This window comes from Lysinibacillus sp. TE18511, from assembly GCF_054062295.1.
On sequence record NZ_JBSSFD010000064.1, the window covers coordinates 1 to 16,789 of the forward strand.

Consider the following 16,789-nt stretch of genomic DNA (forward strand, 5'->3'; position numbering starts at 1 on the left):
TCGACTACTGTTTGTTTGAATTCTTTATTGTACTTTTTTTGACTCATGGTCGGACACGTCCTCTCTTTACTCAATTCTATTGATTTAACCGAGGTATGTCCACTCATCTATAATACATCCAAGGTTAATAAACATAGCCAATAAAAAGAAGCCCACTCAAGCGATTTAAGAGGCTTCTTTTATTGGCTATTAACAATGGTTAAATAGTTGATTATAGTGCAAAAAATGAATATTACACTATGTCCTAAATTTAAGTTGAAATTCTAATCATTACGAAGTAGTCTGAGCATACATTGTATCAGACGATAATAAAAAGTAATATTTTATATCCGTGTTTGGGGCTACTATAATATTAGCCCTTCATTTTTAGCTACTTGATATATTTCATAAAGACTTTTGCACTGAGCTTCTGATGGATAAGGTATTTTACCATGTGCCATACTTTTTAAAATCCCTAATTTTGTAATACCTATTGATCTTAAGTTGCTTTCTTCTGAAAAATAATTAAATAGCTTGATCCATTCAGTAAAATCTACGGATATAATAAATTTTTCAATTTCAATAGAATTATCTTGTTTCTTTAAGATTTTCTCTTCTTTCTTTATAATTTGTTGTTCTGTATTATCTAACAAATAATGAGATGGAATATTAAAGTTAAGTTGATTCTCTTGGATTCGTTTCCAACACGCTTCTTTTTTAGACCATTGTGCTGGGTTTCCGTGCCCTTTTGGGGGGTGCACAATAAAGCTGAAAATCTCTTCAGTCAAAGATTCAAATTCTTTATATAAGTCTTGGGGTATTGATTGAGTTTCCCACACCTTTTCGAAATTAAAATATTTTTTCGTCTTGCTTACAGTATATGAAAAATAAGCAATTGTATAAGCTACTATATTTGCTCGGAAACCGCCATCATACCAATCTGAAGCAGAAACTAATTTCTCTAGTTTTTGAAATATTATAATGCGTGATACAGCATCTTTATAGTACTTTTCAGTAATTGATAAGTTATCTTTTTCAATTTTATCATTTATATAGTCTGCAAAACTTATAAAAGAATTTTGAGCCCCCTGAGATACAATATGGGGTTTTTGTAACCATGCCATCTCAGATTTAGCTAAGAATGTTTTTTCTATCTTTTTAGATCTAGGGAACATAAGTTCAAATTTATCTTTTTCAGTTTTTGTTTCATATGCTTGTTCATTTAAATATTCCCCACGTACACGCTCATAAAACCACTTATGTCTTTCTTGGGTATTCGTAGGAACCCAAGTACTTTTTGAATACGTTTTAAACTCCTTATGAAATGGACTATTTGAAAAGAAATCAGACTTGTTAACTTTGTTTTGTGTATTAGCATATTCAGCAACTCGTGATACAAAATCGGAATGTTTATCTAGATCATTAATTACAGACAACTTTATTTGTACAGAGACATTCGATATGTCCGCCTTATGAGTTTTTTTTGCAGCATAAATTGATGAAGTTGTTTGACCTCCGTTTACAATTTGCAGATTATGTATTTTTATAATCTCATTTTTATCATTTAAATCTACTGCTGATGCAGTAGCTGTTATTCCGTTATTGTATGCAAAAAACATTTCAGGCGCTCCGTTAATGGTATTTCGGATTCCTTTATTAACTCCACCTCTAAATTGTAAGAATGTACGAACGTTTTGCTCTAATAAGCGTTTTCCATATTCTTCGTAAATATCAAAAATTTGTTCGCCGGACAAATAGCTTAAGTATGAAATATATTTTTCAGTTCCTGTTGGTACTATTAAAGCTGGTAAATTTATATCCACTGAGAATGCAGAATCCGCATTTTGAGCATTGAAATTTCCAAATAGATATTCAATATCAACAACTAAAGTGTCTATAGGGATTTTCTTTAATGGATCCAGAATTATTGGCTTATAAGCCCTAGAAATACGCCCATCAGATATAAGAATGACTTTTATTCTACTTATTTTATTTTGATAACACTTATCGTAAATAAAATGAGCCATCTCAAATTCATTTGAAGTCTCCTCAAGTTCTAAATAGAAATTATCTGTAGATTTTGAGATAAAATTACGCGCTCGTTTTAGCATTTGCTCAATCGTTTTACTACTAAGGGTTTCTATCTGTCTATCATCTTGAAAGAATGTAGATGTAATAACATACAATATTTCACGTTCCTCGTCATAAGAAAATCCACTTACTTCCATTGGGAAACGACCCTTTAAATATTGATAATATGCATCATGCACATCTTCCGGAAGTTCGCCGGTTGCAATAAGTTCGTCACAAACGTTTTCAAAAAAGGCCTTTTTATAACCTAATGCTCTGCTATCAGCAGTAGCAAATATATCTTGAATAAAATTATGATGAAATTCTTCAATCTTAATCAACTTAGCTTCACTCCATCATTTGAAAATATCATCTGTTCTTGATCGATTATAAACTGTTGGCAATTTGTTAAATCGAGTTTATATGTTAGTGATACTATCTCGGGAGCAACCTGAGCTGGAATGATTTTTGGGAAAATTTCTTGAACCTCGTAAATATGTACTCGATCTACAATAAATTTAGTTAATTCATGTTCTTTGAATAGAACACTCGAGTAACCACACTCTATTAATTTATTTTCAAATAAATCTAATGTTGAAAAATCCAACGCTCTTTTTAAGTGAAGTTCGATTTCCTCAACAATATGCTGAATGTTAGTTCCATCATCGCTTTGCGTTAAAGCATAAGTAACTAAATATAAGTACTCCTTTGTAGAATATAATTGTTCTTTTGATGAAATTTGTACAATTTCACCTTTTGAAGTACGATACGATTTTACTTCTAAAGCACAAGCATTCAGTAAGAAATCTTGTTTATCGTAATCCCCACCAACCCATGCAGATATCGCAGTAGGTAATCCGATTTTAGGGGCAACGATATTTAATAGACAATACAACTCACTAAAAATCCCCATTTGTTTAATAAGAGGGAAACTATCAAATTTTCTTGATAGCAAATCTTGCCAACGTTTTAATCGATGTTGGACTTGTATAATTAGAGCTTTTTCATTGGTAGCTGTTTCGCTTACTGAACATAAATCTTCGCATAGTTTTTTAAAGATACTCCACTGCTCTTTGACTTTTAAAATTATTACCCATACATATTTGTTAGGTGTTGAAGATTCAAAGATGTTGATGTCTAAGTTTTTAATATTAATATTGGTTTGAGGCAAGTTGTCTTGTGAAAAAATGGGGATATAAAAAGCATAATCCCCATTTTTTTCAATCCCCCAATAGAATTCATATTTGTCGTTATTTGTTTCAATTAGACGCTCGCTATTAGGTTCGATAGTGTCCCATGGATTAGTCAAGTTCAATGTCATCAAAATCACCTTCTTCTTGTATTTCTCTTTCTAAATTATCTAAATACACTTTATTAACTTTCAATCGAATATTTTTATTGCCGCTATTAATGATTGTAGGGAAACTAATACTAAACGCAGCCAATTCAATGTTTGTTTTTCCTTCAATAACCTGTCCATCCTGTTGTACCTGTAGTTTAAACAAATGCAACATGAGTAGGGGACGTTTTAATCTTGATCGAGCTTCTTTTCGTGCTGAGAATTCTTCTAATCGTTTTTCAAGTTCTTCAAGTTCGCCTGATTTCACTTTGGCTTTTTGTTTTTTCTTTTCGCTCATTATTTCTCTAATTTCAAGAATATCTTCCTTTGTTAGAGTAGCTTCTTCAGAGTTACCAGATGACACTTGTCGATTGCGGAACTCGAAACGCGTACCTTTTAAATCAATATTGCGGAACTGATAAGTACCGTAAGAATAATCATTAATAATAATTTCTTCTGTACTATTACCAGTGTGAACAACAATATCCCATTCTGTATTAATGTCTTGTACGTATTGTTGAATGAAACGTAACGGCATACGTGAATACATTCCGAACTCATCGGCATCTACGTTATAGCACTTGAATTTATCTAAAAAATCTTCAATAACATTTTTAGGGATACTCGACCAAACTGTATTTTGTATATTGTTATTGTTTTTAAATGAATGTTGGCGATTTTCAAGAGGTAAACGCGAAATTAAATTTTTTACTACATTTAGATTATAAGAAACAGTCGATTCGTTAGCAGATAACCAAGCGGTCTCTTTTAAATGCCCATCTAGACACATATCATAGTGAATATCTTTAGTGTTCTTTAATTTATTTCGTGCAGTAACTTGTAAACCGCTATCGGGATGATGCTTGACCGCTAAACCGAAATCTTTCGGAGTTAATTGTAATTTTCTCATACGATCAAAATCATTTACTAAATCAATAGTAGCTTCAATAATAATCGCAAATTTATTGAAGTAATCTTCAGTCATAAACACTTTACATAAATCTTCGTATTGATTTCTGTAGCCGAACCAACGTCCCATTTGCATTAGTGTATCGTAAAGAATTGTGTTTCGTAAGAAATAGCTTACACTTAAGCCTTCTAATGTATATCCACGCGCAAGACTTGTACCTCCAATTACAATATAGTTATTTGGATAATTATCGTCATATTCAAGAGGTACACGGCTGTTGTTATGTACTTCTCTAGTTTCGATTTTCTTAATTGATGAAATTGTTTTATGGAGCACTTCCTCCCAAGTAAATTCCAATTTGTTATCGTAGTATTTATTGAAAGTATCTTTTAGATCCTTAAGCTTTGGGTTATCAGGATTTCCACCATGTATAGTTATAGTTTTTTGCATAAACTCTAAATATTTAGAGACCTCAAAATATATTTCGTTGTGTACGCTTGTAAAGCGAGTAACATGGATCATCATGCTATTATGTTTGTCTTCTTGTCTACGTAAATGACGAATAGAGACATTAAGCATGAATAAACGAATGGCCTCAAGTAAGCTTTCTGGTAAATCTTCAACTAATAAATCACTTTTATGACCAGTTGGGAAAATGTCCTCATGGTCCGTTACATTTACAAAATAACGTTTTTGTGGATCCAAGAATACCTTTGCTGCACCGAAGTAATTTGAAGGTGCTTCTAAAGAATAAATAAAGTCCTCGGGAAATAAATCCTTCCCCAATTGATCATGTTCAGATTTATAGTCAATAAAGATATTTGCGTATGGTGTAGCTGTATAAGCCACATATACTTTCTTTCTAAATAAAGATAATAACTCACGAATTTTAGAATTAATTTTTGTAGGGGTGTTTTCATTACTCGTATTAATTGATGCATAATCACTTTCATCGTCAATAAGTAACATTGCATGGTCTTTTACTTCTTCGTGATAATGGGATGTAATCCAATCAATTACATTAGATAATGTTTTTGTATGTTTCTTCAAAACAAGAATAACGGGGCGGTCGCCCATATCTAAATCAAGCCCTTGTTTTGCTTTGTTTGCATCGTTTATTTTAAAATCAGACAGTGAGGATGTTAAACTTACAGGTCTTTTAGAAAGTATCGTATTGCTGTAATTTCCAACGCCTATATTTTTTTCCCCGTCTCTCCCTATAAAGCTTTCATTTAATCGATTTTGGGTTTGGTTACGTAAGTTATTTAATCCGCCTGCAATAACTACAATAAATTTATATCCAGCATCAGCGGCTTTGCTTACTAATGCAGAATAGTTGCCTGTTTTACCGGATTGTACATGTCCTACTACCATGCCATAACGCTCAAATTGTTCTTCTTTCGGATCAGCTAAGTAACCCATGATCTCATCGGTATCTACATTAATTGTTTTTACTGACTCATATGGTAATGAAGAAGAAATGAATTTTTCATATCGATCCCAATAATATAATTCGTTTTCTGATTTAAAACGCTTCCACCATTTGTCATCCCGTTTACGTTGTTCTTTGCCGGTAAGTGCTTTTCCTCGGTTATGAATAACATCAAATGAACCTTTTAATTCTTTTTCTAATAGGGCATATTCGTCCTCAGTTAGATTCACAATATAATCGTATTGGCTAAATGTAATTATCTTAGTAGCCATTTCAGGTGGAAGTTCTGTAATAATGGTATTAATTTCAATTAATAGCTCTTCAATCTTTCCTTGCTTGAGCGGTTTTTCAGCTCTTTCTAAGCTTGCGATAGCATAATCCTTTATAAGTTTATAGTTTGATATTTTTTGATCTATAGTATTCAATTTTCAATCAGCTCCTTCTTATCTTTAAATAACTCCGTATCTAAAATTAACTTCAAATGTTCCTCGCTTAGATTCATTTCTTTCAACTTAGAAGCGAGTTTTGTAATTTCATCTTCGTCGATTAACGTTTCTTGATTAATTTTATGTGGTGCACCAATTAAATGTGATTGGATTGCAGTAATAGGTAAGTATGCTTCTAGAGATTTCATATAACTGTTCAAGATTTCGGGTTCTGATGAGCTATCTTGTACCAGTTGTAATAATGGATGCTCTTTATTGACAATGAATTTAATTTGGTGATTATCGATCGTTACTTTCCAAAATGGTACAGAACTAGATTTGTTGATAGATTTACCTCGCCCTGTATAAACACGTGAACCTTTATCTAATACTGTCGATAGAATTCTCTTTAAATCTTTTTTGATTTTATTATTAGGTTGAGCTATTGATTTCTTTATATCAATGTTCCACATATGATCTTGGTCATTTTGGATATCAATTTTAATACGCACAAGCTTGTGCGCTTCATTAACTTTTGCTAATCCCCACCATGTTCCATGAACAAGTAATCGACCCGCTCTGTATAAGTAAAAACCTTGTGTTTTTGTATAACCTTCAGTAGTTGCAAATTTCTCATATTCATATCGGCTAACTTTAGAGTGATGAGGTAGGATATATGGATAAACTTTAACAAAAGCATATTGTTTTGAAAGTTGGAATTTTTCCCCTGAGAGTCTTTGAGTAGCACTATTTATTGCGTTAAAAGGATTAAAAGGTTCTATAGGAATATTATTTACTGTAATATTGATTTTTGAAAATTCGCCTTCCAGAAAACGATGGAATACTAATGCTAGGTGTTCTCTGAGCGAGTAAATAGTATTTGTAAAAGTACTAGGTTCAATATTATCTAAGGCTTCCCAAATAATTAGAGTACCTGATTCAGAGGTTAATAATGCATTATATTGAGGATACTTGGCTAATTCCTCAGTTTTTAATTCATTTAAATACCAATCATCTTCTTCTACTATATAGTCTAAATCCCATTGACGTGCATGGATATTGTTGTTTTGCTTAGTGATTACTGTAAGCCGCTTACATTGTGAAAATGAGGCGGTTTTCAAGCCAAGGCCGAATCGCCCTAAATCTTTATCATCTCGAATATTGTCAGGATCTTTACTTCCTAATCGCATTGCTTCGACTAATTCATTTTCAGACATACCAACACCATCATCTAAAATAGAAAGTGTGATTTCTGGGGAATCCAAGGTTTGAATATGTATTTCTTTAGCATTTGCAGTAATACTATTGTCTATAATATCTGCTACTGCAATTTCAAAATTATATCCCATATCTCTTAAAGATTTTATGAAATTTTTTACGTTAGGTCTGACAATATCTCGTTTCATAATATTTCACTTCCAGAATGTTTTATATTTAACTTATGATAACATATTAAGGTATTAATTAGAATTTGAAGGGGCATATATGGTGGAGAAAAGAGAAAAATTGTTAATTGTAGCATTCTATTTAGCTAAGTTTGATAGGGAAGCTTATGCAAATCTTGGATATACCAAGAATTAATCAAGCACATGATGAAATAGGTGAAAAACTAGGTTATAAAGGAAACAGTGTAAAGAATAGGCGAGATGATTTTGATCCCTTATTTGGACATTGAGCAGGCTGGCATCAAGTTGAGTTGAGTAAAAGTAACTTAGAAATTGTTGATAATTTTGACCACCTAAGTGAAGAAGCACTAAGAGCTATTGTATTGGATTTATTAGATGAAGGATCATCGGTATAGCTTTTTTCACCTGTTAATGTTCCTAGACAAGCACCTACTTATACGACACGTGGTGTAACAGGAAAAAAAGCTGAAGCATTTTTTATGGACTGGTTTGCTGAACATTATCCCCATGCATCTTTAGTAGATACACGTGATATAGGATGTGGGTATGATTTTGAAGTTGAAAATACAGATCATGTTTTTGAAGTAAAAGGTTTGTCGGGAAACAATGGAGGTGTACTGTTTACAGATAAAGAATGGTCGATCGCAGCAGAAAAACAAGAAGATTATCACCTTGTATTAGTAAAAGAATGTTTTAGTGATGAACCTACAGTGGAGGTTTATTCTAATCCTCATTTGAAATTTAATCCAAAGAAGCAGATTACTACTGTAATCAATGTTAACTGGGGTATAAGCTATAGTGATTTGAATAATAATGAGATCGATTTGTAAGCAAAGGTATATGTGTATTTAAACGTGGCATTTTTGTTTTTTTATAGATGTTCTGACAGCTCATAGGAGTGAGGGATGTTGTCAATTATCATATTTACTTGAGAAATATAAAGTTAATGGACAGGCATTAGAATTGAATATGTTTTCGTAGGTGATATTAAATAACAAGAGTTTTAAATAGGAGATTAAAACAATAAAGAGGTTACCACATTATTTAGGTAACCTCTTCTGTTTTATGGGAAATCGGGTGGCTAGGCGCAAAATAAAGAGGATTCTTACACTACTGAATTGAACTCTATTGAATACATATTATGAACATGAGTTGGCTGTTTTTTTATGTTTTAAGAATCTAGTTGTAGTTTAGATTGCGGTGAAATATATTCAAATGAGCTCAATTTCAATATCAGTCGGACTAGTCCAAGTTATTTCTACTCTGTCTCCGACTTGAGCATTCAAATGGTAGAACCAGTCGCCAAGTAATTGTAAATTCCCATTACCTTGAAATTGTTTAGCATAAACATCTCCAGCTGCACTAGAACCGGAAGCTTTTAAAGTTTCGTTTATTAAAAATCCATCTATTGAATTACAGTTATAGACAATATTAGCTGATTGCTGATTGCTATTGTATATGCCAAATTGTCTTGCAATAGGTCTGGGTATGTGTAAATACCCTTCACCATACACAGTTCCTCTAGAATTAGTATGTCTATGAGATCCCCATTCTAAATGTGCTCTTTTTAAAGTCGTAATATAGGTATTCCCTGATGCTGGCATAAAAAATCTCCCCTAACTTTATGAATTTTTTGGTTAAAGCATTTCAAATAATATTAGAAATTGTTTAAAGGTCCTCTACATTAAAATGATGAATGCCTTGATTTTGAATAGCGTTAATAAATATCTGTATGCGTTGATCTATTGGTAACTCGTTTTCTAAACAATAGTCGAGGAAGCCAATTAGGACTTCTCGTTGCATGATAAATCCCTCAATACGTTGGTGAATTAGTTTTTCAGCTAATGTTGTGATAGACTGTAGCTTCTTTTCTCCTGTATAGGTAGAAGAAGTAACATATCCGAAGAAAGATAAGGGTTTATTGCCGTAATTGAAGTAGTTCGGGATGTATTCACTTCCCATGTAGCTTGCCAAGTTCTGAGACAATGGGAAGCCAGATTGATAGTATTTCGTGTCGATAATCCCGCAATGATCTCCATATTGGACGAAAATTTCAATCTCAGTAGTTTTACCAGCGATTTTAGGTTGATATTCCACTTCAAAACCAACCGCTTTCAGGATTTTGACTGTTTCTTCTTCAAATTCACGTGGCGACAGTACTCCTAAATATTTTTCAACAAACTCTGGAGGGATTGTTGTGAATTCGGGTTTACTAATAACCAGATTATCTACAATATCTTTAGATTTAGGACCGAATTTCGACATAAAATGGGGGAGTAGCTCATCCTTTGTCATCTCGATGGCACTGGGAAGATCATTGATAATTCCAGCAACTTTATCTTGCAATTTCCCTAGATTACTTGCGGGTTTAATAGACCCGAATTTATTAAATTTATAGCTATCGATATCCAACCCGTTATTTTGAGCCATCCGTTCAGAAGAGATTAAATAACGTGTGTTAAAAGGGTAGCGCTCATCATAATAGGCAAGTACTTTCTGCGCTTCATTAATCAAATCTGGATTGATTTTTAAGGCTTCCCCGCGAATATATTCCACAAGTCCTGTGTAATCACAAAGCATCATAAATGTGTGTGCTACATCAGAATGAGCTTGGAAGTAATCTCGTGCAGCGTGATCGTTTCGTGCGCGATGATCATATTCGACCGCAATTTCTTGTTTCATTACTTCCTTTGCTATGTCATCACTTGAACGGAAAGTCAAAATACGATTGATTACGTTTTGTAATGCATTGTCATGTTGCGCTGTTAAGATAAAATACGTAATTTCTTCTTTTGTGACGTAGAAGTTGAGTTTGGGGCTTTGTACAACACGAATTAAAAAACGTGCTGGCCTAATATGAAATGTAGAAGCAAATTTTGGCCGGAAGCCACTTTCTAAAAAATAGGCATTAGGAATTTGTAATGTAAGAATTTGTTTTTTTACGTTTTCATATTCTTTTATTCCGTCAATCAGTGACTGACCTACTTTTGTAGGCTTTACATACCCTACATGATCAATGTAGCAATATGCAAATGTTTTAAGCATCGCGCACCATGTACGACCACCAGATCCATCGTTACTAATGTTATTACGTTTCAATCCTTTTTTAGCAAGTACTTCTTCAAACCTTTTATGAGCTTCACGATTACCTTGCCACTTTGTTGTAAAGTTACTTGTTGCTTCTGCTAATGCAATAATCGCATCTGCATGATATTTTGGGTCACGTTCGGGGCGTGTAATAAACCATACTTTACGTTCACTCATTTCTTTTTCATCCTTTCTAATGTTGCCTGTTTTTGTTGTTGCTCAGATTGTGCGAAGGCCTCGATGATTGTAGGATGCGCCTCTAGTTGTTTGAGCAATTCATCCTCTTTGTCTGTTAGTAATTTCTTACGAGGATGATAAAATGTGATGATTTTTAGAATTGCCTCACGGTGAGTGTCTATGAGTATTTCAATTTGGTCCTCAGTTGTGATGTGGTTTAGAAAATATAAAATTTCCCGATACGTTGAAAGTAAATCGTTTAAACTCGGTATTTTGGATTCTTCTACGTCTAATTCCCGACATACATCAACCATAGCCATCCAATACCTTAATAGGCTCGAGGCATTGTATAGTTCCAATTCGTTAATGTTTTTGTAGATTGTATTCGCTGCTTTTCCTGCGCGTTCAGCTAATAATGTTTTTGTACTATGCTTTTTATGTGTGTTTTCTTGCAGAAAGCCAACAATATTTTTTTGCAGGATTGTGGTTGTTAAGTATTGTTCCGTTAGCTTAATCATCGATTTTTTATTGAAATTGGATTGACTGTTCAACTGTTTTCCCACCTCACTATGCAACTAAAAATATTATTGCAAATTAAAATCGCACATATTAATCCTTATAAGGATTAATATGTGCAGAAAATGAAAATTTATTTTAAACAATCTGATTTTTGGGTGCGATAGATTTGAATCAAATATAAATAAGCAGGCGTAGAAACTTCTACGCCTGCTTATTTTGAATATATGATTATAAAGGTATTCATTTTTATTGAATATTAAATACCATTGAAAGCTAATTGTTTGTTCTCAGCATTGATCTCGCTTTTTGCTACTTTTTTTGACTTCTCTTTTTGTAAGTGCTCTAGTTGGAACTTCTTTGTTGGTTCAACAAATTCGTATGGGATCTTTGCAAATGATTTTAAAATAGCCTCAAATACAACTTGGGCGCCAGCAGGTGGTACAGCCATGCCTATTTGTTTACGTGCAGCTTCTTTACTACCAGTAAACACGAAATCATCTGGGAACGTTTGTAGACGTGCTCTTTCGCGGTTTGTAAGTGCACGTTCCTCTTCCCAATGGTACATATGCGTACCGCCACCGCCACTACCTGTTACGGTATATGCCGGACGTGTTGGATCAAGACGCTTGTAAATAGAGCTTAAGCGTGCGCCTTTTACATTCAATTGCAACTCTTCTGGAATCCCAATGTACCAAGCATTTTCACCTGGTGGAATATAGCTTAACATTTCTTTTACCTTTGCTGAATGGCGAGGCATTTCATGGTTTGGTGCATCTCCTGGAATCGGCGGGTTTTCAATCGCCTCTTTACTTGTTTTATAATCTGCAGAATTAGGTGTTATTGGTGCAGGAACTTTAAATTCCACTCCTTGTTCAGCATAATCGTTACGAATGCCTACAATAATAATACGGTGTCGTGCTTGTGGTACACCATACTCTTCAAACTTGTAGTAGTGAGGTGTAACGACGTATTCAACATCACCTGGATTCGCAATTTCTTCTAGGATTCTGATGAAAGCTCGTCCCTCATTAGCACTTTGCAAGCCGCCAACATTTTCAGCGACAAAGAATTTAGGTTTATATTCATTCAATACCTTTACACCGTAGCTATAAAGAGGACCAAATGTGCCCCCTAAGCCTTTCTTTTCCCCAACCTGGCTGTAATCATTACATGGAAAACCGAATGCAAAGCAATCTATATCAGGCATTAATGAACGGTCTCCAATTGGTAACTTTTCAACAGGGCCACAAATAACACTAGGGTGTCCTTCTTCACCACAAATATTTAATGAAAATGTATTACAAGCATTTTGATCATAATCATTTGACCATGTATGTTCAATTCGGAACTCTTCCTTAGTTTCAGGATGTATAACGATGGCATTCTTAGCAGCTAGACTCAGACCACCTGGACCGTTAAACAATTCTCCTTTTCTAAAAATCATTTTATCATCTCCTATATTAAAAACCGACGCCGGAAAACGAACAAAGGTTCTTGCATACCTGTATGCTATAATATATATTACTACTTTTTTAGGGAAAATGGGGCCCAAAAGTTTTAAAAGTATTAAAATTTACTGAAATAATATTAATGAGGTGAACTATGCTACAGGTATATTTGTTATATTTTGATCCGCAAATTATGAAGGTCCAAGCGGAAGTTCGGCAATTACATAATGAAACGAGGATATTCTTGAACAGGAATTGAGGAAGATATTGAATGCAGATGGATATGATTTTTATGATTATAGTGATGAAATTGTTATTCTAGTAGATGATCGAGGTTTTGAAAAATCATTGAATCCGGTGTTTGAACTTGTCAGTGCTTTTGGAGATCGAAGTCGTTTAGCTGGCCGTTTAGTATTTGTACGCAACGTAGAAAATGAGTATAGTACGGACATTGGTAGTATTAAGCGCGAAGATATTTTCAGTTTACGTATTAACTTAGATATAAAAATAATTGGCATGACTAACGAATGGTGAATAGTGATAGGTTGCTAGGTACATGGATTTAGTGGTAATACAAAGTGTATGGGTTACATAAGAATTTGTTTGAAAATAATCGTATACAACAGGATCAATTTACGCCTGAATAAAGAGGTCCTTATGAGGCTACGTTAATTGTAGTCAATAAGGAAGTATAGGGTCTTTGATAGTCGACGATGGGCTATTAAAGTATGTAGTTTTATACAAAATATATTAAATAAGACCTGCTAAGTAAAATTAGGGGATAATGTATTTATTGGTATATAGAAGTATAAAATAAAGGAGACAAATGCATGACATTAGATATGGGGAGTTTATCGATTGGAGAGGAATATGTCAGAGATACTTTAGTTAAGTTATGGGGTTATAAGAGTCGTCAAGCAATTAGTAGGGGTATTGTAACTCCAGCAAAGGAAAAGAAAATAATTCTTTTTGTAACAAAAATTAAACAGAAAAGTGACACTCAATATAAAGATTATTTTATTGAAGAGGGCTTTTTACATATGGAAGGAGAAACGAGTCATACAAATGATAAACGTTTGATAGATGCACAATCCAACGGTGAATCAATATATTTATTTTATCGAGATATTCATCATACTCCTTTTAAATATTATGGTGAAGTATATTTAGTGGATTTTCAGATTCACTCAAGTAAACCCAGTATTTTTATATTCTCGACCTCTTTTACTATGTCTGTTGGTTTAAGTGGTTTATATGTAGAGGCGAATAAAACTAATTCAGTAAAAGAGAACTTCATTCCTGATAGAGAAGGCATGATTAAAGTTAAAACTCATATAAAATATGAGCGAAGTCTCAAAAATCGTGCCAAAGCAATTGAGATACATGGGACAATTTGTAAAGCGTGTGGTTTTAATTTTAATGAATATTATGGTGTAGAATTAGCGAGACACTTTATAGAAATACATCATGTAGTACCGCTATCAGAACTTGAAGAAGGTAAGCCGATTGATCCTAATACAGATCTAATCCCCCTTTGTTCTAATTGTCATAGTATGATTCATAAAAAAAGAGATCTAACATTGTCAGTTGATGACTTAAGGGAAATAATTAAAGAGCAAAGAAAAAAGTGACTGTTTATTGCAAAATAAAAGTGCAGACCTGTGCAACGTATTTGTACAGAGTCTCGCACTTTTTTAGTGCATAAAAAAAGGACTTGCCAGCCACCCCAAGTCCCTCTACTGTAAGTGTCGAATCCTCAACAGTGGAGGAATGAAAAGATGCTAGCAATGTCTGAAGTCAATTGTATCAAAACATTACAAATGAAAAAGGATTATCTATTACCACTATCGCCAATACATTAGCAATTAATTGGCGTACCGCCAAGAAATACAGTGATGAGGATCAACTACCTGAAGTCAAAACACGTAGAAAAAAAGGTATGATGTACGACGGGAAATGGGGAGAAATTGTCGGTGATTGGTTAGAGGAGGATGTCAAGCTAAAGAAAAAGTTACGTCGAACAAACAAGTAGATGTACGAGGGTCTCATTAAATTGGAATTCCCTGGTTCTTATCGGACTGTCTGCGACTTTATCCAAGAATGGAGAGCTACAAAAGACGATGAATTCACAAAAGGTTATGAACGTTTGGCTCACCCTGAGGGTGAAGCACAAGTAGATTTTGGCATTATGGAAGCTGTACATGAAGGTGAAATTGTCAATGTTCATGCATATCCCTTATAGGGTGTTTTTTTAATATAAAATTCTAATTTTATAACAGTTATGACGCAATAGAATTCATCAAGGAACATAAAAAAAGGTGTCACAATAACACCTTTTTAAGCGTACACTCTAACTAGTCTTCTTTTTTTTAGTACTAGCTCGAAATTTTCCTGTAACCATTGCCACTTATCTAAGTGCCACCACCATTGTTCAGGGGAAATATCTTTGCTATTACCGAAGTCATAAACAGTAGAAATTTTCTGATAGAACTCTTCAGCGTTTTGTAACAAATAAATATCTTCAGCTTCAAGATCATATCTTTGATGTTCAGATAACTCATTGTACTTTAGATGTAAGTAATCCCTTACATCTAACATATCTAGAAATTCAAAAGGACTAACATCTAAATGTCTTAAAGATTTTCCGTAAATATCAAGATATTTTTGCATTTCGCACCTCCTCAATACTTCCTAAATACTCATACCCTTTTTCGTCACTTAAATAACGTTCATAAAAATTTGGTGGAAAACTTGTGATAATTTCCGAAGTTTTCGCAACAATTATAACAATCCATTCACCATCACCAAAAACAAAAGAATCATCTTGAGCATGTAAAAATAATTCATTATCATCTTTATTCAATATATCCAAGATTTTCTTATCATAATCAATTTGTCCGGCAGATGTGGGAAGATGGCCAAGATCGATTCTTTTTTCTAGGTGGCTGGGTGCACTATTTTCTTGCCAAACTACGCCTCTAGTTCGAATAGTATTTAGTACTTTTAAGGCCCTAGACCTTTGAAATGCTTCAAAAGACAATTTCTACACCCTTTACATATTTATTCTGTAATACACAAAATATTCCTATGTCTATTATAGAATAATAGATTATGAGTGTATATATAGTTAAACACAAAATTGGAAACAATTTTCAGCTACTTCATGTTATAAGTGCAATTCTCTAATACAAGTTTAAATAATGATTTCATAACAGTTATAACCATATGAGTATTGTTTGGAAATGATTGTTAGATTATTTTCCGGTGATGTAGATTCATAGAAGTTAGACCTGTATTACCAAGAAAACTTCCTAACGCTCTGTTAAATGTAAGCCATTCCGCATAATTCTTCGCATCATTAAACTGGTTGTCACTAAATGCTGAACCTGTTTAAAGTGATAGCTACTGTATGTATTAGTTAATCCTTAACATAAGGTAACAAAAACACGTACAAACCCTTTTTTTGTTCTTTTGATAGTGTTGAAAGCATTTTGATTAATTCTATGTCTAATTCTTGTTCGATGTCTAGATTCTTTCCTTCGTGTCCCTCAGATATTTGCATCTCCTTCTCTTCTTCCAAATATTGAGAAAAACTACTCATAGAAATTTCAAATTCATTACATATTTTTTCTAGCAAAGTAAAAGTAACTTCTTGATTCCCACTTTCTATTCGAAATAGTGAAGGTTGAGAAATATTAATCCTCTTTGCAAAATAAACCATGGTTATATTGTTTTCTTTTCTTAGTTTTCTAATTAACCTTCCTACTTGTAAAAAGTTCATAACTGTATATCTCTCCGTCCGTAGTTTTCATTTCCATCGTACATTTTACAATCAATATATTATGTGATATTCCTTTGATGAATATATACATAAAGCGAATATTTTTGAACACATGTTAAATTGGATGTATTATAGATGAGTGGACACACCTCGGTTAAATCAATAGAATTGAGTAAAGAGAGGACGTGTCCGACCATGAGTCAAAAAAAGTACAAT

Annotated in this window: 15 protein-coding genes and 1 pseudogene; 5 read left to right on the plus strand and 11 right to left on the minus strand. The window is 33.4% G+C overall.

The features are described 5' to 3' along the window. Positions 1 to 344: 344 nt before the first annotated feature. From ACVWXS_RS24605 to ACVWXS_RS24620, 4 genes are read right to left on the minus strand one after another with little or no spacing between them, the layout of a single operon-like run. The gene (locus tag ACVWXS_RS24605) at positions 345 to 2,390 is read right to left on the minus strand and encodes an AIPR family protein (protein WP_456960524.1); all 2,046 of its coding nucleotides are present in this window, start codon (positions 2,388 to 2,390) and stop codon (positions 345 to 347) included. Then, positions 2,387 to 3,358, minus strand: a complete 972-nt coding sequence (locus ACVWXS_RS24610) for a PD-(D/E)XK motif protein (RefSeq protein WP_456960525.1) — start codon at positions 3,356 to 3,358, stop codon at positions 2,387 to 2,389. Before ACVWXS_RS24610 ends, ACVWXS_RS24605 begins: the two co-directional genes overlap by 4 nt. Beyond that, positions 3,351 to 6,155 (minus strand): Z1 domain-containing protein, encoded by a 2,805-nt coding sequence (locus ACVWXS_RS24615; protein ID WP_456960526.1) that lies wholly within the window; start codon positions 6,153 to 6,155, stop codon positions 3,351 to 3,353. The genes ACVWXS_RS24610 and ACVWXS_RS24615 overlap by 8 nt, the downstream gene beginning before the upstream one ends. Then, entirely contained in the window at positions 6,152 to 7,561 is a 1,410-nt protein-coding gene (locus ACVWXS_RS24620; RefSeq protein WP_456960527.1) for an ATP-binding protein, read from the minus strand. The genes ACVWXS_RS24615 and ACVWXS_RS24620 overlap by 4 nt, the downstream gene beginning before the upstream one ends. 476 nt (positions 7,562 to 8,037) lie before the next feature. Here ACVWXS_RS24620 and ACVWXS_RS24625 point away from each other — a divergent pair. Continuing rightward, positions 8,038 to 8,391: pseudogene (locus tag ACVWXS_RS24625) on the plus strand (protein NO VEIN domain-containing protein); the annotation flags it as partial. Between the two features lie 381 nt (positions 8,392 to 8,772). Here ACVWXS_RS24625 and ACVWXS_RS24630 read toward each other — a convergent pair. The 4 genes from ACVWXS_RS24630 to ACVWXS_RS24645 form a co-directional block, all read right to left on the minus strand. Then, complete coding sequence (locus ACVWXS_RS24630; protein ID WP_456960528.1) at positions 8,773 to 9,165, minus strand: hypothetical protein; 393 nt, start codon at positions 9,163 to 9,165, stop codon at positions 8,773 to 8,775. A gap of 64 nt (positions 9,166 to 9,229) precedes the next feature. After that, a complete protein-coding gene (locus ACVWXS_RS24635) occupies positions 9,230 to 10,825 on the minus strand; it encodes an AlwI family type II restriction endonuclease (RefSeq protein ID WP_456960529.1) in 1,596 nt (531 codons plus the stop codon). Beyond that, positions 10,822 to 11,376 (minus strand): hypothetical protein, encoded by a 555-nt coding sequence (locus ACVWXS_RS24640; RefSeq protein WP_456960530.1) that lies wholly within the window; start codon positions 11,374 to 11,376, stop codon positions 10,822 to 10,824. The genes ACVWXS_RS24635 and ACVWXS_RS24640 overlap by 4 nt, the downstream gene beginning before the upstream one ends. A gap of 224 nt (positions 11,377 to 11,600) precedes the next feature. Then, positions 11,601 to 12,788: a DNA cytosine methyltransferase gene (locus ACVWXS_RS24645; protein ID WP_456960531.1), complete on the minus strand. Its 1,188-nt coding sequence runs from the start codon at positions 12,786 to 12,788 to the stop codon at positions 11,601 to 11,603. Positions 12,789 to 13,059: 271 nt separating this feature from the next. Between ACVWXS_RS24645 and ACVWXS_RS24650 the strand changes: the two genes are divergently transcribed. The 4 genes from ACVWXS_RS24650 (at position 13,060) to ACVWXS_RS24665 (ending at position 15,034) form a co-directional block, all read left to right on the plus strand. Beyond that, on the plus strand, positions 13,060 to 13,326 hold the full coding sequence (locus ACVWXS_RS24650) for a hypothetical protein (RefSeq protein WP_456960532.1): 267 nt from the start codon (positions 13,060 to 13,062) through the stop codon (positions 13,324 to 13,326). A 296-nt stretch (positions 13,327 to 13,622) separates the two neighbouring features. Beyond that, the gene (locus tag ACVWXS_RS24655) at positions 13,623 to 14,423 is read left to right on the plus strand and encodes an HNH endonuclease (RefSeq protein ID WP_456960533.1); all 801 of its coding nucleotides are present in this window, start codon (positions 13,623 to 13,625) and stop codon (positions 14,421 to 14,423) included. Positions 14,424 to 14,593: 170 nt separating this feature from the next. Then, positions 14,594 to 14,824, plus strand: coding sequence for a hypothetical protein (locus ACVWXS_RS24660; protein ID WP_456960534.1), 231 nt, complete (start codon positions 14,594 to 14,596; stop codon positions 14,822 to 14,824). A 21-nt stretch (positions 14,825 to 14,845) separates the two neighbouring features. After that, the gene (locus ACVWXS_RS24665; protein ID WP_456960535.1) at positions 14,846 to 15,034 is read left to right on the plus strand and encodes a hypothetical protein; all 189 of its coding nucleotides are present in this window, start codon (positions 14,846 to 14,848) and stop codon (positions 15,032 to 15,034) included. Between the two features lie 95 nt (positions 15,035 to 15,129). Here ACVWXS_RS24665 and ACVWXS_RS24670 read toward each other — a convergent pair whose 3' ends face one another. The 3 genes from ACVWXS_RS24670 to ACVWXS_RS24680 all read right to left on the minus strand — a co-directional run bounded on the left by ACVWXS_RS24670 (position 15,130) and on the right by ACVWXS_RS24680 (position 16,573). Beyond that, positions 15,130 to 15,462: a hypothetical protein gene (locus ACVWXS_RS24670; RefSeq protein WP_456960536.1), complete on the minus strand. Its 333-nt coding sequence runs from the start codon at positions 15,460 to 15,462 to the stop codon at positions 15,130 to 15,132. Next, a complete protein-coding gene (locus ACVWXS_RS24675) occupies positions 15,446 to 15,832 on the minus strand; it encodes a hypothetical protein (protein WP_456960537.1) in 387 nt (128 codons plus the stop codon). The genes ACVWXS_RS24670 and ACVWXS_RS24675 overlap by 17 nt, the downstream gene beginning before the upstream one ends. 378 nt (positions 15,833 to 16,210) lie before the next feature. Continuing rightward, positions 16,211 to 16,573 (minus strand): helix-turn-helix domain-containing protein, encoded by a 363-nt coding sequence (locus tag ACVWXS_RS24680; RefSeq protein ID WP_456960538.1) that lies wholly within the window; start codon positions 16,571 to 16,573, stop codon positions 16,211 to 16,213. Positions 16,574 to 16,789 lie beyond the last annotated feature (216 nt).

What these genes read in the sequence shown, in the direction of transcription:
- ACVWXS_RS24655 (WP_456960533.1), top strand. Translation starts at nt 13,623, where the DNA reads ATGACATTAGATATGGGGAGTTTATCGATTGGAGAGGAATATGTCAGA.
- ACVWXS_RS24620 (WP_456960527.1), bottom strand. Translation starts at nt 7,561, where the DNA reads ATGAAACGAGATATTGTCAGACCTAACGTAAAAAATTTCATAAAATCT.
- ACVWXS_RS24680 (WP_456960538.1), bottom strand. Translation starts at nt 16,573, where the DNA reads ATGAACTTTTTACAAGTAGGAAGGTTAATTAGAAAACTAAGAAAAGAA.
- ACVWXS_RS24635 (WP_456960529.1), bottom strand. Translation starts at nt 10,825, where the DNA reads ATGAGTGAACGTAAAGTATGGTTTATTACACGCCCCGAACGTGACCCA.
- ACVWXS_RS24645 (WP_456960531.1), bottom strand. Translation starts at nt 12,788, where the DNA reads ATGATTTTTAGAAAAGGAGAATTGTTTAACGGTCCAGGTGGTCTGAGT.
- ACVWXS_RS24670 (WP_456960536.1), bottom strand. Translation starts at nt 15,462, where the DNA reads ATGCAAAAATATCTTGATATTTACGGAAAATCTTTAAGACATTTAGAT.
- ACVWXS_RS24630 (WP_456960528.1), bottom strand. Translation starts at nt 9,165, where the DNA reads ATGCCAGCATCAGGGAATACCTATATTACGACTTTAAAAAGAGCACAT.